The organism is Paeniglutamicibacter sp. ORCA_105, assembly GCF_045798545.1.
Lineage (GTDB): Bacteria > Actinomycetota > Actinomycetes > Actinomycetales > Micrococcaceae > Paeniglutamicibacter > Paeniglutamicibacter sulfureus.
Genome location: NZ_JBIXLM010000027.1, coordinates 42847 through 59993 on the forward strand (window position 1 = coordinate 42847; position 17147 = coordinate 59993).

Below are 17147 nucleotides of genomic sequence, written 5' to 3' on the forward strand. Positions count from 1 at the left end.
AGTCCTAACTCTTAAGTCGGCGGTCAGTAGGCGAAGGACAGCACGTCGGTGTCCTCGTCCTGGTCATCGGGGTGCCCATCGAGATCGGGCATGGCCGAACCGATCCCGCCGCGGACGTAACGGGTCAGCAGAACGACCTCGACCACCAGCAGGAATGCGTAGATGGAGGTCAGGGAGATCAACGAGAAGAGCATCTCCCCCGCGCTCACCCCCGGAGAGACGGCGGCCGCGGTGTACATGAACACCTGGTCGATGCCTTGGAAGCTGGGGTTGGGTGCCACCACGAAGGGCTGGCGACCCATTTCGGTGAAGATCCAACCCGCGGCGTTTCCGCCAAATGGTGCCAGGATTCCCAGGACGGCGAGCCTGGAGATCCATTTGCTGTGGGGCACGGTTCCCTTTCGGGTCAGCCACAGGGCCACCGCCGCGGCAACCGCCGAGAGTCCGCCCAGGGTGATCATCAGGCGGAAGCCCCAGTAGGTGACCTCCATGACCGGAAGGTAGTTGATCTCGCTTCCGGCGCGATCGCCGTAGATCGGGTTGTCCGGAAGGTGGGTTCCGTACTTTTCCTGGTACTCGGGCAGGAGGGTGTTTACCCCCTTGACCTCGGTCGTGAAGTTGTCGTGGGCGAGGAAAGAGAGCAAGCCCGGAATTTCGAAGACGCCGACGACGTCGTCGCAGGTGGTTGCGCCGCCGCCGCGAAGGTCGCCCACCGATAGCAGGGAGAACCCCGTGCCGTCATGGCAGGCCGCTTCCGCAGCTGCCATCTTCATCGGCTGTTGCTGGATCATCAGCTGGGCTTGGGCATGGCCGGAGAGGGCAACACCCATGAACGCAACCATCGCCACGACGGCGCCAATGCGCAGCGACTTGATCCAGACCTGGTAGTCCACCTTGTCGCGGTTTTTCCCCAAGGTTGCCGACTCCCCCACCACGACCTTGCCCGAGGCGTCCACGGTGTCAATGCCCGACTGGCGGCGCTTGTGGAGGTGGTACCAGGAGATGCCCAGCAGGAATCCGCCGGCGACGGCAAACGCCCCGAAGACGGTGTGCGGGAACGTGACCAGGGCGGTGTTGTTAGTGAAGACTGCCCAGGCATCGACCATGGTGGCGCGGCCGTCGACGATTTCGGTGCCGACGGGATGCTGCATCCAGGAGTTGGCCACCAGGATGAAGTAGGCCGAAAAGATACTGGCCAGCGAGGCAATCCAGATGGTGGCAAGGTGGAGGCGCTTGGGCAGCCGGTCCCAGCCGAAGATCCACAGCCCCAGGAGGACGGATTCAAGGAAGAAGGCCAGCAACGCCTCCATGGCCAGCGGTGCACCAAAGACGTCTCCGACGAAGCGGCTGTATTCGCTCCAGGCCATGCCGAACTGGAATTCCTGGACGATGCCGGTGGCCACTCCCATGATGAAGTTGATGAGGAAAAGTTTTCCCCAGAAATTGGTCATGCGCAGGTATTCTTCCTTGCCGGTGCGGTGCCACGCGGTTTGCATCACCGCGACCGTGAGCCCCAGGCCGATCGTCAAGGGAACCATCAGGAAGTGATAAACGGTGGTGATCCCAAATTGCCATCTGGCAATTTCCAGTGCATCCATGCCAAACCCTTCAATGCAGTCATTCGCGGCGTTGCTTCGGCCCCGCATCCCGAGTTCTACAATCCGTAGAACTTCCTTTCTACTCACTGTAGAACATTTGGCTCCAACGCGGTAAACTGGATTCAGCGGGAAGCACTCAACACACTCCCCGCTGGCCTCTGCGTTAGCTGCACGGGGCCTGGAACACTTTGTAAGGAAATGAGATTGGCCACTCTTGGCGACCTTGAACGCGCAGTAATGGAACTCCTTTGGGATGCCGAATCCCCGCTCACGGCCAATGAACTTCGCGACCAGCTCGCAGCACCCGGCGACGTGGAAGGCAAGGAACTTGCCGTGACCACCGTCCTGACGGTGTTGGCACGACTGGAAAAGAAGGGCTTGGTGGCGCGTGAGCGCGACATCCGTCCGCATCGCTACACGTCGGTGACGAGCCGCGAGGATCACACCGTGTCCTTGATGAACGAAGCCCTGGGTACCGTGCTGGATCGCGAAGCCGTACTGGCTCGCTTCATCGGCGGCATCTCCGCCGAGGAAGCACAGTCCTTGCGCCTGCTCCTCGATACACCACGTAACGCCTAGCGACGACCGGCACGGTTACCAACGTGCTGCTGACGTCTTATCTCCTGGCGGGACTGGCCATTCTTTTGGCGTGGCCCATACCCGTCGCACTTTCGCGCGCCCAATGGACGGCCCGATCCCCCTTTACGGCGATGGTGGTTTGGCAAGCCATCGCGCTGGCAGGTGGACTCTCCATGATTGGCGCGATGCTCTTTTGGGGCCTTGAGCCACTCGGAAATTCACTCCTGGGTGCGCTGGAAGGCGGGGCAAGGCTCGTCCTCGGCGATGCAGACGTCACATCCCCCGGAACCATCCACATCTTTGCCCTGAGCACGGCAGCACTGCTGGGATTCCATCTGGTGCTCACCTTGATCCGGGCCGCCTGGCGCATCACCCGCCAGCGCGCACGACACAGGCATATCCTTTCACTGCTCAGCCAAAAATCCACCGCCAATCCCGGAACCCTGGTGCTGGACCACGAGATCCCCATTGCCTATTGCCTGCCTAGCTTCACCGGGTCGGTTACCGTGCTTTCGCGTGGCCTGGTCCAGCGGTTGAACGAGGATGAACTGCAGGCAGTCCTGGCCCATGAAAAGGCCCACCTGGAGCAACGCCACGACCTGCTCCTGCTGGCCTTCGCCTCCTGGAACGATGCCCTGCCGTGGTTGCCAACGGCCAAGCACTCGCTGGCCGCCGTCCAGGAGTTGGTTGAGATGCTCGCCGATGACGCGGCCCTTCGCGTAGTCACCGCTCCCGTTTTGCTCCGCGCCTTGCTTACAGTCGCCACGGGAGCCCTTGGCGAACCGGCCGAGCGGGGGCCGGCAGCCCTGCCGACCGCAGGCACCAGCGGCGCACCGACCGAAGAGCTTTCGTCGCATCGCCTGCGGCGGCTGTTGAGACCGCAGCCACCGTTGTCGGCCATGGTGCGCTCCCTGATTCTCACGGCCGCGTTGCTGTTGCTGGCACTGCCCACCACAATGTTGGTGGCCCCGGGGCTCCTCAGCTGATCCAGCTCCGGCGCGCCAGTACCATCTTCGAACATGGAAATGGCCGGCCGGCGCCTTCGAGGGCACCGGCCGGCCATATTGTTTTCCCGCTATGCGTCGATCCTGTCCCGTTCAAGGAGCTCGGCTCCTGAAATGATGAATTCCTTGCGCGGTGCCACATCCGAACCCATCAGCAAGTCAAAGACGCGCTCGGCCGATTCGGCATGTTCCAGCCCCACCCGGCGCAAGGTGCGGTGCCGCGGATCCATGGTGGTCTCGGCCAACTGGTCGGCATCCATCTCACCCAGGCCCTTATAGCGCTGGATTGGTTCCTTGTAGCGCTTGCCATCCTTTTCCAGGGCGGCCAATACCTCGTGAAGCTCGTTCTCCGAGTACGTGTAGACCATCTCGTTGTCCTTGGAGCCGTGGGTGATGACCTCCACCCGGTGCAACGGTGGCACTGCCGCATAGACCCTGCCCTGTTCAACCATGGGGCGCATGTACCGGAAGAACAGCGTCAGCAACAGGGTGCGGATGTGCGCGCCGTCGACATCGGCATCGGTCATCAACACGACCTTGCCATAGCGTGCGGCCTCGATGTCGAAGCTTCGGCCTGAGCCCGCCCCGACCACCTGGATCAGCGCGGCACACTCCGCGTTGGACAGCATGTCGGCAACCGAGGCCTTTTGCACGTTCAGGATCTTGCCGCGGATCGGCAGCAGCGCCTGGAAGTCCGAGGAGCGCGCCAGGCGGGCGGTCCCCAGGGCGCTGTCACCCTCGACGATGAACAGCTCGGTCCTCTCCGTGTCGGTGCTGCGGCAGTCCGCCAGCTTGGTGGGGAGCGAGGAAGTTTCCAGGGCATTCTTGCGTCGCTGGGTCTCCTTGTGGACACGCGCCGAGATGCGCGACTTCATTTCGCTGACCACTTTTTCCAGCAGCATTGCAGCCTGGGTCTTGTCGCCCTTGGCCGTGGAGTTCAGCTTGTCCGTGAGGCTCTTCTCGACCACCTTGGCAACGATCAGGCGCACCGCCGAGGTGCCGAGGATTTCCTTGGTTTGGCCCTCGAACTGGGGTTCGGCCAGGCGCACCGTCAGGACCGCAGTCAGCCCGGCACCGACATCGTCTTTCTCGATCTTGTCGTTCCCGGCCTTGAGCTTGCGGGAGTTGGCCTCGATGACCTTGCGGAAGGTCTTGAGCAGGGCCTGCTCGAAGCCGGTTTGGTGTGTTCCGCCCTTGGGTGTGGAAATGATGTTGACGAAGGAGCGCAGGTTCGTCTCGTAGCCAATCCCCCAGCGCAGGGCGATGTCCACCTCACAGGTGCGCTCCACCTCGGTGATCCGGCTGTGGCCCGAATCATCGATCACCGGCACCGATTCCTTAAACGTTCCCGAGCCGTGGAAACGCCAGATATCGGTGACGGCCGCATCGTTGGCCAGGTATTCAACGAACTCGGAGATCCCGCCGTCGTGGTGGAAGACCTCTTCATAGGGGCCATCCTCCCCCAGGGTGCCGACCAGGCCGCGCTCGTCGCGCAGTGTGATCTTCAGTCCCGGCACCAGGAACGATGTCTGGCGGGCGCGTGCCTGCAATTCGGTGTAGGAGAACTTGGCATCGGGCGTGAAGATCTGTCGATCGGCCCAATAGCGCACGCGGGTGCCGGTGACTCCTCGCTTGGCCTTGCCCACCACGTCAAGCACCGAGGCCGTGGAGAAGGGTTCGAAGTTGGAGTCAGGCTTGGGCTTGCCCGTATCGGCAAAGCGTCCGGGCTCGCCGCGGCGAAACTGCATCCCATAGGTCTTGCCACCACGGTCCACCTCAACGTCGAGACGGGAAGAAAGCGCGTTGACCACGGACGCACCCACACCATGCAGGCCGCCGGAGGCGGTGTAGGAGCCGCCGCCGAACTTGCCGCCGGCATGGAGCTTGGTGAAGACCACTTCGACGCCCGAGAGCCCGGTCTTTGGTTCGATGTCCACCGGAACGCCGCGGCCGTCGTCGTGGATTTCCACTGAGCCGTCGGCGTGCAGGAAGACCTTGATCGATTGGCCGTGGCCCGCCAGTGCCTCATCGACGGAGTTGTCGATGATTTCCCAAAGACAGTGCATGAGTCCACGCGAATCGGTGGAACCGATGTACATGCCCGGACGTTTGCGTACCGCCTCGAGCCCTTCCAGGACGGATAGGTGTCTGGCGTTGTAGTCATTGCTTTTGGCCACGGTTATTGAACTCCTCAAAAACGTCGGAACGACGCTAACCACAATAGTCTCTGGGCCCGCCATTTCGCTGATGCGTGCCGCCAGTGAGCGGCAGCTCACCCCCTGACGTGCTACGCGGTGAGCGAAAGATCGTATTTTCACGAAGAAAATAGCCCTATTGCTGGTTGTATTGAGTACACATCGAATGAAGGAGGTCATCATGACAACGACCGCAGTAACCCGAGAGCTGAATGCCCTTGATCGTTGCGACCGGTGCGGTGCACAGGCTTTTGTGCGTGCGGTATTGGAGACCTCCGGTGGTGAGCTATTCTTCTGCGGACACCACGCTCGCGCAGTAGAAGGAAAGCTGCGCCCCTTGACCAACGAATGGCAAGACGAAACGGCGCGTCTCTACGAGAAGCCCGTTTTCGACGACGAGGACTAAAAGAGTCGCCAGCCAAGTGCTGAGATGACCTTTGGGCGGGACCCTGGCTTGATGCCGGGGTCCCGCTGTCGTTTGGCGGGACCTCCCGGATGCGCCAGGCCAATGACGACCCGCTGCTTAAGACACAAAGTGCCGGTGTCGCCCCCTGACTAGCTGGGGAAAACACCGGCACCTGCATCGGGCCCTGAGGCCGAACTCCTAGTCCAGGTAGTCGCGCAGGACCTGGGAACGGGAGGGGTGACGAAGCTTGGACATCGTCTTGGATTCGATCTGGCGGATGCGTTCGCGGGTCACGCCGTAGACCTTGCCGATTTCGTCAAGGGTCTTGGGCTGGCCGTCGGTCAGGCCGAAACGCATGGCAACAACGCCGGCTTCGCGCTCGGAGAGCGTGTCGAGGACCGAGTGCAACTGTTCCTGCAGCAGGGTGAAGGACACGGCATCGGCGGGGACCACGGCCTCGGAGTCCTCAATGAGGTCACCGAACTCGGAGTCGCCGTCTTCACCCAGCGGGGTGTGCAGTGAGATCGGCTCGCGACCGTACTTCTGGACCTCGACGACCTTTTCCGGGGTCATGTCCAGTTCCTTGGCGAGCTCTTCCGGAGTGGGTTCGCGGCCCAGATCCTGAAGCATCTGGCGTTGCACGCGAGCCAGCTTGTTGATGACCTCGACCATGTGCACCGGGATACGGATGGTGCGGGCCTGGTCGGCCATGGCTCGGGTGATCGCCTGGCGGATCCACCAGGTGGCGTAGGTGGAGAACTTGAAGCCCTTGGTGTAGTCGAACTTCTCAACTGCACGGATCAGGCCCAGGTTTCCTTCCTGGATCAAGTCGAGGAAGAGCATGCCGCGACCGGTGTAGCGCTTGGCGAGCGACACCACGAGGCGAAGGTTGGCCTCGAGCAGGTGGTTCTTGGCGATCTTGCCGTCGTGCACGATCTGCTCGTAGTCCCAGCGCAGGCGCTTGTCCATCTTGCCTTCGTCGGCATTAAGCTTCTCGTGGGCGAAAAGACCTGCCTCGATGCGCAGGGCAAGGTCAACTTCCTGCTCGGCATTCAGCAGGGCTACCTTACCGATCTGCTTCAGGTAGTCCTTGACCGGGTCGGCAGTGGCTCCGGCAACCATGACCTGCTGCTGCGGGGCATCGTCTTCGTCGGAGGTGAGGACAAAGCCCTTGGAGTTCTCGTCGACGGCCGGGGCCTTCGGGGTCTCCTCGGCATCGTCGGCGTCGGTTTCAGCCTCTTCGGACTCTACGTCCTCATCGGCCTTGGCACGGGACTTTGCAGGAGCCCGCTTTGCAGCAGGCTTCTTCGCGGTGGCGGCCTTGTCGGCAGCCGGCACGGCAGCAGCCTTATCCGTAGTTGCATCCTGCGGATCGGCGGCAGCATCCGCTGCCTGGCCATTGGTGGTCGTCTCAGAAGACACGAAATACCTTTCTCACGGTTCGTCCGCGATGCCACCTACCGGTAACACCACTATGACCCTGTCAAGTCCGCGTCCCGCCGATTAACGACGAGTCGGGATTCAGGGTCCAGTAAGTGGAACGCCTTTTTCCCGCCATTTGTTCCCATCGAACCAACTCGATGGTGCCGGCTTGATAGCCATGGAACACGAACCCAACCGGGTCTGTTGGTTAACAGTGTCTCACGTTTCGGGGTCACGCAGATTCATCGGGCGCGTGTGCCGGTGAAATATCTTCCACCGGGTTTCCCTCCCGCATCATGCACTGAGCCGTCCTTCCAAGCGCAGCCGCCAGGCGCGCGCCGGATCGGCCACCCACGAGGGCATCTCGCCCGATTCCAGCAATTTGGCCATGAGTTGCGCCAGCCGGTAGTCCGGATCATTTGCCAGGGCCGTCCCAAAGAGTTTCAGGGCCGAGCTCCCCTTGCCCTTGGCCCAGTTCACCCAACCGAGCAGGCACAGCAACGCGGACGTCTCCTCGCGTTCCGCGACGCCAAGCAGGTCGCGGCAAAAAAACCACAAGCGTTCAAGCCGGTCCCAATCGGGCGTGCACGCCGCGGTTCCCAGCAGGAAATCGGAGAAGTCCTGTGATGCGCGCCCAAATTCGACCCCTCGTGAGACTTCCTTCAGTGCCTCGAACGCCTGAAGCGTGCCCCGGCCAGCCAGATAGGGAAGGATGTCCCGAATCATGCGGTCGTTGAGGGAAAGCAGCAACGATGCACACAACACGTCGTCCGTTCGCAGGCGACGCTCGGCGACGACTGGATCCTCATCCAGCAGCCGGGCCCAGTCCTTGATCAGCGACTCCCGAGGGACGGTTCCGGAGAACTCCGCGGCCAAGATATCCACGTTCGTCCGCACTTCATTCTTGCTGTCCCATTCGGCAATCCCTGTGCCGTCCCAGAGTTGGTCCTCGGGTGCCGACCCGGCGACAACCATCCTCAAGTGGGTCTCGGTCAGCGCGAGGTCCGGCAAGTCGAACCCTTCGCTGGGGCAGCAGTTTTCGCTGAGGCAGAAGTAGCTGTGCCAGCGGCTGGTGCCGACGAACCAGGCATCGCGCACCTGGATTCCCGAGCGAACGAGCTCGGGCGCAAGCCGCTCCACGAGTTCGTGCCTGGGCAGGGAGTCATGGTTCCCGTTGGGGGCTTGTCCGGTGTAGACGGCGGCAAAGACTGCGCTGGCATCGGGTACCTTGTGCACCAGCTGAACCAACTGGTCGGCCCACTGGTCTGCCAAGTCGCTCGAGCCTTCCGCCGCCGGCAGGTCAACCCGCAGTGTGGCGGCAAGGCCCTTGCCCTGCATGATCAGCAGGACCACCGCATTACGGGGGTAAAAGCCCAAGGCGTGGGGAATGTATGCCAGGACCTCTTCGGGGCTGGCCAGTGAAAAATTCGACGCTGAAGGTGTAGTAGTCATGCACCCCATGCTGCGCCCCGGTCAATGGCGCCGGCAGGAGAAGTCGGGAAGCCTGTGGATACGCGCGCCCCTGGAATCGCGCCGGGTCCCGCCCCGTGTGCGGATCAGTGGTGCTGCAGAGAGCCGTGCGCCGGGAGGGCGCGCTATTCGATTTCGGTGCGCCCGGACAGGCCCCGGGCGGACCTCGGGGTGTATTCGCCACGCGCGGCCATGTTGCGGCGGGCCTTGTTGCGGGTGATGACCATGCCGATCACGCCACCGAGAAGCACGAGGAACTGGAAGGAGAGCGCCCACCTGAACGCATCAAGGGAGTAGAGCTCGGCACCGGGACCCGCAGCCTTCTGCTGGAGGTCAAGCAGCCAGCCCACCACGTACACCGTGACAAGCGCGGCCAGGAATCCCCCGACGTTTACGATTCCGGTGGCCGTGCCGATCACGTGCGACGGGTTGAAGGTGCGGGCAAAATCAAAAGCGATCATGGAGGCCGGGCCGCCCAATGCAACGCATACGATCAGGACAACCAGAAGCCACATCGGCGCTTGTCCCGGCCAAAGCAACACCACCAACCAGCTCAGGGCGATCGCCCCAATGACGTTGAAGGCGATCGCCGACCGCCGATGCGGATGGCGCGCCACTGCCGAACCAAGGACGGGACCGGCCACCAGGGCAACCAGGACGAAAATGGAGAGCAAGCCCGAAGCCGTGGCCGGACTGACGCCCTGCCCGGAAACCAGGAAGGGATAGCCCCAGGTCAGCAGGAAGACGTTGGTTGTGAACTGGGTGGTGAAGTGCGTCCAGAAGCCCAGTCGGGTCCCCGGTTCCCGCCACGCATTGGAAAGCAGCACGCGGGCCCGGGCGGGGGCCGGCGGGACCTCGTTGCTGAGCGGTCCGTTGCTGATAAGCACCAGGGCCAAGACAAATCCCAGCACGGACAGCGCCGCCAGGGAAAGGAAGGCCGGGGTCCAGCTCCACGCGTGCAGCAGGGCAACAAACGGGATCAGTGAGAGCAGCTGCCCCAGTTGGCCCACCATGCCGGTGGCTTGGGTGAGCATCGGGATCCGGTATCCGGAGAACCAGATCGGCAGCAGCCGGATGACCGAGACAAAGGTCATCGCATCGCCGGCACCGACGAAGAACCGTCCGATCAGGCCGGCACCGACGGAATCCGCCATCGCCAGCAGGAGCTGGCCGACCATCATCAGTGCCGCTCCCCCGGTGATCATGGCCCGGGGTCCCCATCTGTCCACGAGGATGCCAACGGGAATCTGCAACCCGGCGTAGACAACCAGCTGCACCACGGAGAAGGTGGCAAGGATCGAGGCCGACGCGTCAAAGCGGTCGGTGGCCTCCAGGCCGGCCACACCGAAGCTGGTGCGTTGGGTCACTGCGATGAGGTAGGCCGTGATGCTGACTATCCACACCACCCACGAGCGGACGGAGTCGTGGTGTTCGGCCTTGGCCACTAGGAGTCCTTGGCGGCCGTGCCACCTTGTTCGGGGAAGCCGGAAAGGAAGGCCTCCACGGCCAGGGCAAGTTCCTCGCCGCCGGGGACCTCTGCATCGGGCGTGACCAGCAGCGAGCGGCGCTCGATATCCGGCACGTGCTGGTCAAAGCGTTCCTCGAAGTTTTCGACCATCCTGGCGACGTCGGGCGTCGCCGCCACCTGTTCGGCGATCTGCGATTCGAGGTTGCGCCCCGCCTCGCGCAGGCGGTCGGTCGGCAGGCCCAGTTCCATGGCGGCGCCGACATATTCCAGGACGCCCACGGCAACCTGGGGGTACTCGGCCTCGGAGAGGTAGTGCGGCACATGGATGGAATAACCCACCGCGTCCCTGCCGGCTTCAATCAGGCGTACCTCGATGAGGCTGGCCAGGCTCGCCGGCAGCTCCGCCGTCGGGGTCCAGGTGGAGATCCCGTCAATCAGGTCCTTGCGGTTGCCGTGTGCGGTGACACCCAGCGGGCGGGTGTGCGGAACCGGCATCGGGACCGCGTCAAAGGAAACAGACAATCGGACATTGAACGCCTCGACCAAGGCGACGATCGCGGCGGTGACCCGTTCCCAGGCCAGATCCGGTTCGGTTCCTGTCAGGAACAGGAAGTCGCGCTCCAGGCCATCGGTGAGGCGGTAAAGCTCCAGGCGCGGGGCCTGGTAGGCAGCGAAGTGGTCGCCGAGGAAGGAAATCTGGGGGCGTCGCTCGCGGTAGTTGACCAGCTGGTCGGTATCGAACGAGGCGATAAGCTTCGGTTCCAGCGAGTCCAGCAGCTCGGAGCGCACCTGGGCCAGCGCATGGCCGGCATCTGCGTGGCCGCGAAGGCCGATGAGCAGGTCAAGGCCCTGTAGCTCGGGTGCGTCCAGGTCGAGGTCTTCGAACCTGACCAAGGATTGTGGGTCAAGCATTGCCGCTGCTCCTTTCGGGTTGCATCGCTGGGTTTCACCGGCCACACCTTCGCCCTGGATCTGACTCAAGGTGGCCTCCGGCCCCCGGGCACGACCGACTCGGTGCAATGCCAACCACAGGGAAACCAGGGACATGGTGCGGGCCGGATGAACCCAGTCGGGGTTCTTTCGGTCGCCTACTACTGGGGGTCAACCCCAACTGACGGCGATTTCTTCCCGTGGCCCGCATCCAATTCTAGGCCGATTGGCCGACGAATGCGCTGTGGCATCGGTCTCAACGATACGATCGCTAAAGGCCGATCGGCTTTTGCGTCCCGGGGACCCCGGCACGCGGCAGCCGTCCCGCCGCCTTCGACGCATGGGCACCTGACATGCATGCACAGAATCCAATGAAGAGGAATCGTTCCGTGATCAACTCCATCGATCTCAAGCTGACCGCCGTTTCGACCGACATCAAGCGCCTGGGCGCGGACGCCCTGGTTCTCGGTGTCGTCAAGGGCACCGATGGTCCCGTCCTGGTGGCCTCGCCCTTCAGCGCCAAGGCCACCGACACACTCCAAGCCTCGCTGTCGGCCTTGAACGTCACCGGTGCGGCCGACGAGCTGGTCCGCCTTCCGGCCGGCGACGAGACCAAGGCCCGGATCCTGGTACTCGCCGGCCTCGGGTCCCACGAGGAATCCACGCTGACCACCGAGGCGCTGCGCCGCGGCGCGGGCTCGGCGGCACGCCAGCTCGCAGGTCTCTCGACCGTGGTCTTCGCCCTGCCGGCCGCCACCCCCGAACAGGCAGCTGCGGTGGCCGAAGGCGTGGCCCTGGGCGCCTACCACTTCAACAGCCACCGCTCCACGCCGGCCACCAAGCTGCCGCTGACCGAGGCAGTCATTGCCACTGCCGCGTCGGCCGACCCGGACCTGCCGGCCGCACTGAAGCGCGCCGCAATCCTGGGGCGCGCCGTGCGGGCCACCCGCGACCTGGTCAACGTCGCACCCAACGTGCTGTACCCGGCTTCCTTCGCGCAGGAGGTCAAGGACTCCACCAAGGGCCTGCCGCTGAAGGTCACGATCCTCGATGAGAAAAAGCTGGAAAAAGACGGCTACGGCGGACTGATGGGCGTCGGCGGCGGATCCGAGCGCAAGCCGCGCATGGTCAAGATCCAATACGCACCGGCCAAGGCGGGCAAGCACCTGGCCCTGGTGGGCAAGGGCATCACCTTCGACACCGGCGGCATCTCGATCAAGCCGGCCGCAGGAATGCACGCCATGAAGTGCGACATGGCCGGGGCAGCCACCATCTTCCAGGCGATCGTCGCGATTGCCGAGTTGGGCCTGCCGATCACCGTCACCGGCTGGCTCTGCCTGGCCGAGAACATGCCGGGCGGCGCCTCGACCCGTCCGGGCGACGTGATCACCATGCTCGGCGGCAAGACCGTCGAGGTGCTGAACACCGACGCCGAGGGCCGCCTGGTGATGGCCGACGGACTTGTGGCCGCCAGCGCCGAGAAGCCCGACGCACTGATCGACGTCGCCACGCTGACCGGGGCGCAAATGGTGGCCCTGGGCCTGCGCACCGCGGGCGTCATGGGCGAGGAACAGCTGCGCAACGCCGTGGTCTCCGCCGCCGAGAAGGCCGGCGAGACCGCCTGGGCCATGCCGATGCCCGAGGAACTGCGCCCCACGATCGATTCGCAGGTCGCCGACCTGGCCAACATCGGTGAGCGCATGGGCGGGATGATGACAGCAGCGGTGTTCCTCAACGAGTTCGTTGGCGAGGCCAACGGGACCAAGATCCCGTGGGCACACATGGACATTGCCGGCCCCGCCTTCAACGAGCAGGCCGCCTACGGCTACACCCACAAGAACGGCACCGGATCCTCGGTGCGCACGCTGGTGGCGCTGGCCGAGGAAATGGCCTCCGCGAAGTAGCCCCCGGGAGCTCCGCCCGCCAGACGCGTATTTCTACCCCCTGTAGTAGATATGCGCGCCTGCACGGCCCCGTCGGGCCCTTGGCCGCGCCGAAAAGCCCCAGCCGCTGTGCGACCGGTCACAGGCGTGCGCAATCTGCCTCACCGTATGTGGCCGAGCGCGTATCAGGGGGATAAGGTAATCCTGATAGATCACTAGCATCACCGTACTTGCGCGAGCCCTGCACGGGGCCCGCACGTACACCCCATAGACCCACTGGCCGACCACAACGTCGGCCACAACTCATAACGAGGGAGCGTTCACGTGGCCGAATCGGCAGCAACGCAAGAATTCGACATCCTCATTCTCGGCGGCGGTTCCGCCGGCTACTCGGCAGCATTGCGCGCCGTCCAGCTGGGCTTCACCGTTGGCTTGATTGAAAAGGCCAAGCTCGGTGGCACCTGCCTGCACACCGGTTGCATCCCCACCAAGGCGTACCTGCACTCCGCCGAATTGGCCGAGAACGCTCGCGAAGGCGCGAAGTACGGCATCAACACCACCCTCGACTCCATCGACCTGGGCGCGGTGCGCAGCTACAAGGACGGCATCGTCGCCGGCAAGCACAAGGGCCTGACGGGGCTGCTGAAGATGAAGAAGGTCACCGTCATCGAAGGCAACGGCCGCCTGGTTTCCCAGGACACCGTCGACGTTGACGGAGTGGCGTACAAGGGCAAGAACATCATCCTTGCCACCGGTTCCACATCCAAGACCATGGGCATCGAAATCGGCGGCCGCGTGCTCACCAGCACCGAGGCCCTGAACATGGACACCCTGCCCAAGAGCGCCATTGTGCTCGGCGGCGGCGTCATCGGCGTCGAGTTCGCCTCGGTGTGGAAGTCCTTCGGCGTCGAGGTGACCATCGTCGAGGGCCTGCCCTCGCTGGTCCCCAACGAGGACCCGGCGATCATCAAGAACCTGGAGCGTGCCTTCAAGAAGCGCGGCATCAAGTTCAACACCGGCGTCTTCTTCGAAAAGGTCGAGCAGGACGCCAACGGCGTCAAGGTCTCCCTGGCCGACGGCAAGACCCTCGAAGCCGAGATCGTCCTGGTGGCCGTGGGCCGTGGCCCGGTCACCGAGGGCCTGGGCTACGAAGAGCAGGGCATCCCCATGGACCGCGGCTTCGTGCTCATCAACGAGCGCTGCCACACCGGCGTGGGCAACATCTACGCCATCGGCGACATCGTCCCGGGCGTGCAGCTGGCCCACCGCGGCTACCAGCACGGCATCTTCGTCGCCGAGGAGATCGCCGGCCTGAAGCCGGTAGTCGTCGAGGACATCAACATCCCGAAGGTCACCTTCTGCGAACCGGAAATCGCTTCGGTCGGCTACTCCGAGCCCGCAGCAAAGAAGAAGTTCGGTGACGACCAGATCGAGACCACCGAGTACAACCTGGCCGGCAACGGCAAGTCCTCGATCCTGGGCACCTCCGGCTTGATCAAGATGGTGCGCGTGAAGAACGGCCCCATCGTGGGCGTCCACGGAATCGGCGGCCGCATCGGCGAGCAGATCGGCGAGGCGCAGCTCATCGTGAACTGGGAAGCCTACCCGGAGGATGTCGCACAGCTCATCCACGCACACCCGACGCAGAACGAATCGCTCGGCGAGGCCGCCATGGCCCTGGCCGGCAAGCCGCTGCACGGTTAGTCACAATTGCTGCACCGGGCATGCGTTCCCCCGCGGATCGCGTGCCCGGTGCACTAAGCTCGGAGGCACTGACCTCCCACGGGATGTGCGGGAAACCGCGGATCTCTCGCACACAAATTTTTAGTTAATAGGAGAACGGGAACAAGATGTCTGAAACCGTGAACTTGCCCGCCCTGGGTGAAAGCGTCACCGAAGGCACCGTTACGCGCTGGCTCAAGCAGGTCGGCGACCGCGTCGAGGTCGACGAGCCGTTGCTGGAGGTCTCGACCGACAAGGTTGACACCGAAATCCCTTCGCCGGTCGCCGGCGTCATCGAAGAGATCCTCGTGGCCGAGGACGAGACCGCCGAAGTTGGAGCCGCACTGGTTCGCATCGGCGATGGTTCGGGTTCCGGCTCGGCACCCGCAGAAGCAGCACCGGCCGCCGAGGCTCCCGCCGCACCTGCCGAGGCACCCGCTGCAACACCGGAAGCGCCCGCCGCCGCCGCACCGTCCCCCGCCGAGGCACCTGCAGCACCGGCCGCCGGCGCATCGGGCACCGAGATCACCCTCCCGGCCCTGGGCGAGTCGGTCACCGAAGGCACCGTCACCCGCTGGCTCAAGGCCGTTGGCGAAGAGGTTGCCGTCGACGAGCCCCTGCTCGAGGTTTCCACCGACAAGGTCGACACCGAGGTCCCCTCCCCGGTCGCCGGCACCCTGTTGGAAATCCGCGTTCCGGAAGACGAGACCGTTGAGGTTGGCGCCGTCCTGGCCATCGTCGGCGCAGCGGGAGCCGCAGCACCTGCAGCCCCGGCCGAGGCCGCTCCGGCACCGGCCGCAGCAACCCCGGCCGAAGCACCCGCCCCCGCAGAGGCCCCGGCTGCACCGGCAGCCGCTCCGGCTCCGGCTCCGGCCGCTGCAACCCCGGCTGAAGCACCCGCCCCCGCAGAGGCTCCGGCTGCACCGACAGCCGCTCCGGCTCCGGCCGCCGAGGCCGCAGGCAACGACGGTTACGTGACCCCGTTGGTTCGCCGCTTGGCCAACCAGAACAACGTCGACCTGTCGACCGTCACCGGCACCGGTGTCGGCGGACGCATCCGCAAGCAGGACGTCATCGATGCGGCTGCCGCCGCAAAGACCGCCCCGGCCGCGGCTGCTTCCACGGCTCCCGCCGCTGCGCCTGCTGCCAAGGCAGCGGCACCGGTTGTCGCGTCCTCGCTGCGCGGAACCGTCGCCAAGGCCCCGCGCATCCGCCAGGTCATCGCACGCCGCATGCGCGAGTCGCTGGAAACCTCCACCCAGCTGACCCAGGTCCACGAGGTCGACATGACCCGCGTCGCCAAGCTGCGCAACGCCGCCAAGAACGAGTTCGCTGCCGTCAACGGCTCCAAGCTCACCTTCCTGCCGTTCATCGCCAAGGCCGTGGCCGAGGCCTTGAAGCAGCACCCGAAGTTGAACGCCGAGTACGACGAGTCCAAGCAGGAGATCACCTACCACAACGCCGAGCACCTGGCGATTGCGGTGGACACCGACAAGGGCCTGCTGGTTCCGGTCATCTCCAACGCCGGTGACCTGAACCTTGCCGGCTTGGCCGGCAAGATCGCCGACGTGGCAAAGCGCACCCGCGACAACAAGATCGGTCCGGACGAACTGTCCGGCGGAACGTTCTCGATCACGAACATCGGTTCGGTCGGCGCGCTCTTCGACACCCCGATCATCAACCAGCCGCAGGTTGCCATCCTGGGAACCGGCTCCATCGTGAAGCGTGCGGTTGTGGTGACCGGCGTCGACGGCGACGACACCATCGCCATCCGCCACATGATGTACCTGTCGCTGACCTACGACCACCGTTTGGTCGACGGTGCCGATGCAGGTCGCTTCCTGCAGACGCTGAAGGCACGCCTTGAGGAAGGCGCCTTCGAAGCCGATCTGGGCCTCTAACCCCAGGTAGCCTGTGGAAGGGGACGGCCACTGCCCTTGGGCGGTGACCGTCCCCTTTGCTATGTTCTCGACCACCATTGCCGGGACGAATTCATTGTGGTGTGTAGTTTCCATTAGGCTTGCTGGCATGACCTTTTTGCATGCAATCCTCATATTTCTGCACGTTTTGGGTGCAGCCGCGATCGTCGGCGGCTGGCTCGCCACGTTCAAGACCCCGACCGTTAACATCTGGCAGTGGTATGGCGCAATCGCCCAGCTGGTCACCGGCCTGCTGTTGGTCGGACTGGCCGAAATGGGTGACGAACAGGTCAACCATGCCAAGATCGCCGTTAAGCTCCTGCTGGCCGTCGGCGTCTTCGTCGCAGCTCTCCTGGGCCGTCGGAAGATCAAGAACGGCCTCGAGGTTCCGACCGGCTTGGCCCACGGCACCGGCGGCACCGCACTGATTGCCATGGCCGTGGCCACCCTCTGGGTCTAAACGCTCGCGCGAAGTTTCAACCGGCCCCGCGCCGGAGAACCGTGGCGGGGGGGGGGGGGGGGGGGGGGGGGGGCGCCCCCCCCCCCCCCCG

The 17147-nt window shown here is 64.2% G+C and carries 13 protein-coding genes; 7 read left to right on the forward strand and 6 right to left on the reverse strand.

Going from position 1 to position 17147, the window contains the following annotated elements; all coding sequences use genetic code 11:
- Positions 1-23: 23 nt before the first annotated feature.
- Positions 24-1598, reverse strand: a complete 1575-nt coding sequence (locus ACIPUB_RS13700; protein ID WP_407607879.1) for a cytochrome ubiquinol oxidase subunit I — start codon at positions 1596-1598, stop codon at positions 24-26.
- Positions 1599-1802: 204 nt separating this feature from the next.
- Here ACIPUB_RS13700 and ACIPUB_RS13705 point away from each other — a divergent pair, with 204 nt between their 5' ends.
- Together ACIPUB_RS13705 and ACIPUB_RS13710 are read left to right on the forward strand one after the other, a co-directional pair.
- Positions 1803-2177, forward strand: coding sequence for a BlaI/MecI/CopY family transcriptional regulator (locus ACIPUB_RS13705; RefSeq protein WP_217389836.1), 375 nt, complete (start codon positions 1803-1805; stop codon positions 2175-2177).
- A gap of 23 nt (positions 2178-2200) precedes the next feature.
- Positions 2201-3163 carry a M56 family metallopeptidase gene (locus tag ACIPUB_RS13710; protein ID WP_407607880.1) on the forward strand — a complete coding sequence of 321 codons (963 nt, stop codon included), beginning with the start codon at positions 2201-2203 and terminating at the stop codon, positions 3161-3163.
- Positions 3164-3252: 89 nt separating this feature from the next.
- On the opposite strand, the gene ACIPUB_RS13715 is transcribed toward ACIPUB_RS13710, so the two are convergent.
- Positions 3253-5358, reverse strand: a complete 2106-nt coding sequence (locus ACIPUB_RS13715; protein ID WP_407607881.1) for a type IIA DNA topoisomerase subunit B — start codon at positions 5356-5358, stop codon at positions 3253-3255.
- A 199-nt stretch (positions 5359-5557) separates the two neighbouring features.
- Between ACIPUB_RS13715 and ACIPUB_RS13720 the strand changes: the two genes are divergently transcribed.
- Positions 5558-5782 carry a hypothetical protein gene (locus ACIPUB_RS13720; RefSeq protein WP_264270636.1) on the forward strand — a complete coding sequence of 75 codons (225 nt, stop codon included), beginning with the start codon at positions 5558-5560 and terminating at the stop codon, positions 5780-5782.
- Between the two features lie 198 nt (positions 5783-5980).
- On the opposite strand, the gene ACIPUB_RS13725 is transcribed toward ACIPUB_RS13720, so the two are convergent.
- The 4 genes from ACIPUB_RS13725 to ACIPUB_RS13740 form a co-directional block, all read right to left on the reverse strand.
- Positions 5981-7204: an RNA polymerase sigma factor gene (locus tag ACIPUB_RS13725; RefSeq protein WP_407607882.1), complete on the reverse strand. Its 1224-nt coding sequence runs from the start codon at positions 7202-7204 to the stop codon at positions 5981-5983.
- Positions 7205-7498: 294 nt separating this feature from the next.
- A complete protein-coding gene (locus ACIPUB_RS13730; RefSeq protein WP_407607883.1) occupies positions 7499-8656 on the reverse strand; it encodes a DUF4192 domain-containing protein in 1158 nt (385 codons plus the stop codon).
- Between the two features lie 143 nt (positions 8657-8799).
- Complete coding sequence (locus ACIPUB_RS13735) at positions 8800-10119, reverse strand: nitrate/nitrite transporter (protein ID WP_407607884.1); 1320 nt, start codon at positions 10117-10119, stop codon at positions 8800-8802.
- Positions 10119-11054 carry a PAC2 family protein gene (locus ACIPUB_RS13740; protein WP_310288071.1) on the reverse strand — a complete coding sequence of 312 codons (936 nt, stop codon included), beginning with the start codon at positions 11052-11054 and terminating at the stop codon, positions 10119-10121. Before ACIPUB_RS13740 ends, ACIPUB_RS13735 begins: the two co-directional genes overlap by 1 nt.
- Before the next feature lie 407 nt (positions 11055-11461).
- Here ACIPUB_RS13740 and ACIPUB_RS13745 point away from each other — a divergent pair, with 407 nt between their 5' ends.
- From ACIPUB_RS13745 to ACIPUB_RS13760, 4 genes are all read left to right on the forward strand, one after another.
- Positions 11462-12976, forward strand: coding sequence for a leucyl aminopeptidase (locus ACIPUB_RS13745; RefSeq protein WP_407607885.1), 1515 nt, complete (start codon positions 11462-11464; stop codon positions 12974-12976).
- 303 nt (positions 12977-13279) lie between these two features.
- Positions 13280-14659, forward strand: coding sequence for a dihydrolipoyl dehydrogenase (gene lpdA / locus ACIPUB_RS13750; protein ID WP_264270630.1), 1380 nt, complete (start codon positions 13280-13282; stop codon positions 14657-14659).
- Between the two features lie 146 nt (positions 14660-14805).
- Positions 14806-16578, forward strand: a complete 1773-nt coding sequence (sucB, locus tag ACIPUB_RS13755) for a 2-oxoglutarate dehydrogenase, E2 component, dihydrolipoamide succinyltransferase (RefSeq protein WP_407607886.1) — start codon at positions 14806-14808, stop codon at positions 16576-16578.
- A gap of 127 nt (positions 16579-16705) precedes the next feature.
- Complete coding sequence (locus tag ACIPUB_RS13760; protein ID WP_407607887.1) at positions 16706-17056, forward strand: hypothetical protein; 351 nt, start codon at positions 16706-16708, stop codon at positions 17054-17056.
- Positions 17057-17147 lie beyond the last annotated feature (91 nt).